This is a genomic window from Nocardioides sp. 31GB23 (assembly GCF_040012395.1).
Classification (GTDB): Bacteria; Actinomycetota; Actinomycetes; order Propionibacteriales; family Nocardioidaceae; genus Nocardioides; species Nocardioides salarius.
On record NZ_JBDYKJ010000032.1, the window covers coordinates 45798 to 51809 of the forward strand.

A 6012-nucleotide genomic window follows, 5' to 3' on the forward strand; every position below is an offset into this window, starting at 1 on the left:
GACCCCGCGCATGACCTCTCGCACCACCCCCACCCCGGCACCCAGCACGGCGCAGGCCGAGCTGGGCGACTTCCCGGCCCTGACCCAGCGCTACTCGCGCGAGCTGCTGGCGCACTGCTACCGGATGAGCGGCTCGGTGCACGAGGCCGAGGACCTGGTGCAGGAGACGTTCCTGCGTGCCTGGAAGGCCTCGGCGGCCTTCGAGGGCCGCTCGTCGGTGCGGACCTGGCTCTATCGCATCGCGACGAACGTGTGCCTTTCAAGCTTGGAGGGGCGCCCCCGGCGGCCGCTGCCGACGGGCCTGGGCACCAGCGACCAGCCCGCCGGTGACGCCCTCGAGCAGGACCACGAGATCGCCTGGCTCGAGCCGGTGCCCGACGCCGCGGTGGTGGTCGAGGAGCGCGACTCGATCCGGCTGGCCTTCGTCGCGGCGCTGCAGCACCTGCCCGCGCGACAGCGGGCGGTGCTGATCATGCGCGACGTGCTGCGCTGGAGCGCGGCCGAGGTCGCCGAGGCCCTCGAGACGACGAGCGCGGCGGTCAACTCCGCGCTGCAGCGCGCGCACGCCCAGATGAGCGCACGGGCGCTGACCCAGGACACCGTCGAGCCCGACCTCACCCCCGAGCAGCAGCACCTGCTCGAGCGCTACGTCGACGCGTTCTGGCGCAAGGACGTCGACCAGATCGTCTCCATGCTCACCGCCGAGGCCGTCTGGGAGATGCCGCCCTTCACCAGCTGGTTCCGCGGGCGGGCCAACATCGCCTGGCTGATCGGCAACGAGTGCCCCGGCGGCACCCGCGACATGCCGATGATCGCCACCCGCGCCAACGGCCAGCCCGCGTTCGGGATGTACATGCGCGGCCCGGGCGGCGAGTTCACCCCGTTCCAGCTGCACGTCCTCGACGTGACGGGACCCCCTGACGCACCCGAGATCCGCCAGGTCGACGCCTTCTTCGACCCCCGGCTCTTCACCGCGTTCGGCCTGCCCGCGAGCCTGCCGGCCAACCACGTGCCGCAGGGCACCGACCCCCGTCCCGGCGCTCCGGGATGAGCAGGCGGCTCGACCACGCGGTCGGGCTGCTGGAGCGCTCCCTGGTCGGCACCCGCACGGTGCTGGGCCTGGTCGAGCCCGGCGACCTGGGGCGAGCCACGCCCTGCGCCGCCTGGGACCTGGCGGCCCTGCTGGGCCACGTGGACGACTCGCTGGGGGCCTACCTCGAGGCCAGCCAGGGGGCGCTGCGGCTGGTGCCGGCGCTCCCGCCCGCGGCTGCGGCGTACGACGCCCCGGCCGGGCGGCTGCGGGTGCGGGTCGGCACGCTGCTGGGTGCGTGGGCGGGGGCCGCCGAGCGGGAACTCGACCGCGTCGGGCTCGACGGCCCGGCCGGGCTGGCGGCCGACCTGCTCGTCTCGACCGCGGCGCTCGAGGTCGCGGTGCACGGCTGGGACGTCGCGCGCAGCCTCGGTGCGCCGAGCGCGCAGCAGGAGGCGGCCGCCACGGTGCTGCCGCCCGCCCTGGCCCAGGCGCTCCTGCCGGTGGCGCGCCGCACCGTCGCGGCCGGGCGCACCGAGGGGCTCTTCGCGGGCCCGCTGCCCGCCCGCCCGGGCGACGGGCCGGTCGAGGTGCTGCTCGGGCTGCTGGGCCGACCCGGCCGGCAGCGCTGACGGCGCCGGCAGCACCGGCAGCGCTGACTGGACCGGCCGAGACGTTCCCGGGGAAAAAGCCCCGGGTAAAACTTTACCTTCCTACGCTGCTGCCATGCCGCACACCCGATCGGGGGGCCCGACCACCCGCATCGCCGCCACCACCCCGCTCCAGCACGCCGGGTCACTGCTGCGCGCCGGGCGGGTGCGCGACGCCGCGACGGCGCTCGCCGCCCTCGCTGCCACCACGCCCTCGGGCCACACCGACCAGGCCGGGCTGCTGGCCGCGCGGGCCGAGGTCCTCCTCGGGCGGGGCGACCTCACCACGGCCGCCACGCTCGTCGCGCCGCTGCTGGAGCTGGTCGCGGCTCCGGGGCCCAGCGGCCAGGCCGGCGCCGCCGTCGCCCACCACGCACTCGGCGAGCTGGCGGCGGCCGCCGGCGACGTGGACTCCTCGGTCGAGCACCACGCGCGGGCCGGCGTCCTGGCCCCCGGCGCCGACCCCGAGCAGCTGCCCTGGCGGGCCAACCAGGCCCTGGCGCTGGCCCGGGCGCGCCGCAGCGAGGACGCGGCCCGCCAGGCCCGCGCCCACCTGCGGGTCGGCCGGGCGGTGGGGTCGGCGTACGCCGTCGCCCACGGCCTGCGCGCCCTGGCCACGGTCAGCCCCACCACCGAGGGGGTCGGGCTGCTCGAGGAGGCGCGCGCGGCGCTCGCTCCCATCGACGCCGCGCGGCTGGCCGCCCAGGTCGACACCGACCTGGCGGGGCTGCTGGTGCTCTCGGGCAGCGGGTCGTCGCTGCAGGTGCTGCGGCTGCTGCGCGACGCCGAGACGTACGCCGCCCAGGAGGGCCTGTGGCCGCTGCGCCAGCGGGCCCGGCGCCTGCTCGACCTCGTCGGCGCCGGCACCGAGAGCCGCAGCGAGGCGCTCGCGACGCTGACCCTGGCCGAGCGCCGGGTCGCCGAGCTGGCCGTGCAGGGGCTGAGCAACCGCGAGATCGCCACCGCGCTGGTGGTGACGGTCAAGGCCGTCGAGTGGCACCTGTCGCGGGTCTACCGCAAGGTGCAGATCACCTCGCGCCGCGAGCTCGCCGGCGCGCTCATGAGCTGAGGTCGGTCCAGGTCAGGGTGCGGCCGTGGCCGTGCGTCCAGGCCACGGCGCGCGCGTCGAGACCGAGCACGAAGGACCCGGGCGGCGGGGCCGGCCCGGTGCCGGTGACCGCGGGCAGCACGTCGGGGCCCTCGTTGCTGAGCCAGTGGCAGGCGCCCTCGGCGACCAGTCCGCCCAGCAGCGCCTCGGCCTCGCGGCGAGCTGGCTCGGGCAGGTAGCTCAGCACCGCGCTGTGCTGCACCACCACCCGCCCGTGCGCCGAGGCGCGCTCGACCAGCGCCGGCAGCTCCTCGACCAGGTCGCCGGCCACCAGGTGCGGCGGGTCGCCGCGCGCGACCTCGACCGCGCTCGCCAGCACCCGGCGCCGGTCGTCGTGCTCGGGCCAGACCAGCGTCTCGAGCCACGCCGTCGCGTCGGCGTCGGTCACGTCGAGGGGGTGCAGGTCGACGCCGCCGCGCCAGGCGACGGTGGGCAGGTCCCGCGGCAGGGGGGCCCGGGCGCCGCCGTGGCCGCTGATGCGGCACTCCAGCACCGGTCGGTCGCCGTCGACGCCCACCTCGTGCACGACCCGTCCGTCGGCGGCGCGGTAGCGGTGGCCCCAGCGGTCCGGGTAGAGGCACAGGCCGGCGCTCGCCCCCACCTCGACCAGCGCCAGCGGGCCGGGGCCGAGCGCGGCCAGCGCCGGCAGCAGGGTGGCCATCCGCCCGGCCTCGTTGGTCTGGGTGCGCCGCTCCAGGATCGTGGCCCGGATCGACCCGTCGTCGCCCAGCAGCGCCGCACGCAGGGCGGCGTACGGCGCGGGGGTGGCGACGCCGTGCCACCGCGCGGCCGCGAAGACCAGGTTGGGCTGGCGGCGCGGCGCCGGCAGGGTCTCGAGCCAGGCCCGCACCTCGGCGTCGCCGACCACCCCGAGCGCCCACTCGGTGAAGCACGGCGAGTCGTCGGTGTACCTGGCGAAGTCCTCGTAGACCGCCACCACGTCACCCTCCAGCAGCATGCGCCCCATCATCGCCGACCCGGCCCAGACTTCGCGCTGACCCGGCCCGAACTTCGCCCCGACCCGGCCCGAACCGGCCCGGGTAAAGGCCGGTGCTGCGGGGACCGCCCACGTGGGGGAGGCTGGGCACGTGACGACGTACCTCATCATCGGCGTGCTCGGTCTCCTGCTGCTCCTGGTCTCGCTGGTGGTCGGCGACCTGCTCGACGGTGCGCTCGACGCCCTGGCCGGCGACACGTTCTCGAGCGCGGTGATCGGGGCCTTCCTCTCGGCGCTGGGCTTCGGCGGCGCGCTCGCCGAGGGGCTCGGGGCACCGCTCCTGGTCTCGGCGCCCGCCGGGGTCGCGGCAGGGGTCGGCTTCGGCTGGTTCGCCGCCTGGCTGACCCGGCTGCTGCGCGACGACACCTCGGGCACCTCGCCACGCACCGACGACACCGTCGGCCGCGAGGCCGTCGTGCTCACGGCCATCCCCGCCGACGGCTACGGCACGGTCAAGGTGCTGGTCGGCGGGCACGAGATGCGCCTCAACGCCCGGCTCGACACCGACCACCCGATCCCCGTCGAGCCCGGCACGCGGGTCCACGTCACCAGCACCGTCTCCCCCACCGCCGTCACGGTCGCGCCCACGTGGCGCGAGCTCGGCTGATCCCCGGCACCACCACCCGGCACCACCACCAGGCACCACCTCGCCCCAGTCCTCCCAAGGAGTCCCGTGTGAACACGTCCGTGCTGATCCCCGTCGGCGGATTCGTCGTCCTCTTCGTCCTGCTGGTGCTCCTGGTCACCAGCCGCTACAAGGTCGCCGGGCCCAACGAGGCCTTCATCGTCACCGGCCGCAAGGGCAAGGCCGTGGTCAACCCGGAGACCGGCGAGCTGACCACCGACCTGTCGGGGCAGAAGGTGATCCTCGGCGGCGGCACCTTCGTCATCCCCTTCGTGCAGAAGCTCGGCACCCTCGACCTGTCCTCGCGCCGGATCTCGGTGCAGATCCGCGGCGCTGTCTCCGGCCAGGGCATCAAGCTCAACGTCGAGGGCGTGGCGATCGTCAAGGTGGGCGGCAACGCCGACCAGATCCGCCTGGCCGCCCAGCGCTTCCTCTCGCAGCAGGCCGACGTGGAGTCGTACACCCAGGAGGTGCTCGCCGGTGCGCTGCGCTCGATCGTGGGCGGACTGACCGTCGAGCAGATCATCCGCGACCGGGCCGCCTTCGCCCAGCGGGTGGCCGACGAGTCGGAGAACTCCCTGACCGGCCAGGGCCTGATCCTCGACACCTTCCAGATCCAGGACGTCACCGACGACGGCACCTACCTGGCCGACCTGGGCCGGCCCGAGGCCGCGCGGGTCGCGCAGGAGGCGCGCATCGCCGAGGCGAACGCCCGGCAGGCCGCCGAGCAGGCCCAGATCGCCGCCGAGCAGGAGATCGCGATCTCGCAGCGCGTGCTGGCCCTGAAGCAGTCGGAGATCAAGGCCGAGACCGACGCCGCGTCCGCGCAGGCCGCGGCCGCCGGCCCGCTGGCCCAGGCCGACCGCGACCAGTCGATCCTCACCGAGCAGGAGAAGGTCGCGGTGCGCCAGGCGGCGCTGACCGAGCGCCAGCTCGAGACCGAGGTCCGCAAGCCCGCCGACGCCGAGCGCTACCGCGTCGAGCAGGAGGCCGAGGCCCGCCGCAGCGCCGAGATCGCCGCCGCCGAGGCCCGCAAGGCCTCGACCATCGCCGCCGCCGAGGCCAAGGCCCAGGAGGCCCGCCTCTCCGGTGAGGCCGAGAAGTCGCGGCGCGCGGCGCTCGCCGAGGCCGAGGCGATCGAGGGCGAGCGCCGCGGTGCCGCCGAGCGCGCGCGGCGTACGGCGGAGGCCGACGCGACCCGCGCCGAGGGCGAGGCCCAGGCCGCGGCAACGCTGGCGGTCGGCCAGGCCGAGGCCGAGGCGATGGACCGGCGCGCCGAGGCGTTCGCGCACTACAACGACGCCGCGGTGCTGCAGATGCTGATCGAGGTGCTGCCCAAGGTCGCCAAGGAGGTCGCGGCGCCGATCAGCGCCATCGACCAGCTCACCGTGATCTCGACCGACGGTGCCGGCGCGATGCCCAAGCAGGTCACCGACAACGTCACCCAGACGATGAGCATGCTCAAGGCCACCACCGGTCTCGACCTCGAGGCGCTCATCAAGAGCTCGGTGGGCAAGGCCGCCGCGAGCAGCGGCCTCGAGGCCTCCGGCGCCGACCAGTGACGACCGGCCCGGACCTAAACCCTCTCTCATAAACACATCT

6 protein-coding genes are annotated in these 6012 nt (G+C 75.6%); 5 read left to right on the top strand and 1 reads right to left on the bottom strand.

Going from position 1 to position 6012, the window contains the following annotated elements:
* Window positions 1–10: 10 nt before the first annotated feature.
* From ABKW28_RS11995 to ABKW28_RS12005, 3 genes are all read left to right on the top strand, one after another.
* A complete protein-coding gene (locus ABKW28_RS11995; protein ID WP_348609813.1) occupies window positions 11–1051 on the top strand; it encodes a sigma-70 family RNA polymerase sigma factor in 1041 nt (346 codons plus the stop codon).
* Entirely contained in the window at window positions 1048–1662 is a 615-nt protein-coding gene (locus ABKW28_RS12000) for a hypothetical protein (RefSeq protein WP_348609816.1), read from the top strand. Before ABKW28_RS11995 ends, ABKW28_RS12000 begins: the two co-directional genes overlap by 4 nt.
* Window positions 1663–1756: 94 nt before the next feature.
* The gene (locus ABKW28_RS12005) at window positions 1757–2749 is read left to right on the top strand and encodes a LuxR C-terminal-related transcriptional regulator (RefSeq protein ID WP_348609819.1); all 993 of its coding nucleotides are present in this window, start codon (window positions 1757–1759) and stop codon (window positions 2747–2749) included.
* Here the strand turns inward: ABKW28_RS12005 and ABKW28_RS12010 are convergent.
* Window positions 2739–3746, bottom strand: coding sequence for a DUF2332 domain-containing protein (locus ABKW28_RS12010; RefSeq protein WP_348609822.1), 1008 nt, complete (start codon window positions 3744–3746; stop codon window positions 2739–2741). The genes ABKW28_RS12005 and ABKW28_RS12010 overlap by 11 nt on opposite strands.
* 130 nt (window positions 3747–3876) lie before the next feature.
* Here ABKW28_RS12010 and ABKW28_RS12015 point away from each other — a divergent pair, with 130 nt between their 5' ends.
* Both ABKW28_RS12015 and ABKW28_RS12020 read left to right on the top strand, forming a co-directional pair.
* On the top strand, window positions 3877–4392 hold the full coding sequence (locus tag ABKW28_RS12015) for an NfeD family protein (RefSeq protein WP_193669455.1): 516 nt from the start codon (window positions 3877–3879) through the stop codon (window positions 4390–4392).
* A 68-nt stretch (window positions 4393–4460) separates the two neighbouring features.
* Window positions 4461–5972: a flotillin family protein gene (locus ABKW28_RS12020; protein ID WP_193669454.1), complete on the top strand. Its 1512-nt coding sequence runs from the start codon at window positions 4461–4463 to the stop codon at window positions 5970–5972.
* The last annotated feature ends 40 nt before the right edge of the window (window positions 5973–6012 follow it).

Excerpts from the sequence above, each read along its gene's own strand:
- ABKW28_RS12010 (WP_348609822.1), bottom strand. The coding sequence starts at position 3,746 with ATGCTGCTGGAGGGTGACGTGGTGGCGGTCTACGAGGACTTCGCCAGG.
- ABKW28_RS11995 (WP_348609813.1), top strand. The coding sequence starts at position 11 with ATGACCTCTCGCACCACCCCCACCCCGGCACCCAGCACGGCGCAGGCC.
- ABKW28_RS12005 (WP_348609819.1), top strand. The coding sequence starts at position 1,757 with ATGCCGCACACCCGATCGGGGGGCCCGACCACCCGCATCGCCGCCACC.
- ABKW28_RS12000 (WP_348609816.1), top strand. The coding sequence starts at position 1,048 with ATGAGCAGGCGGCTCGACCACGCGGTCGGGCTGCTGGAGCGCTCCCTG.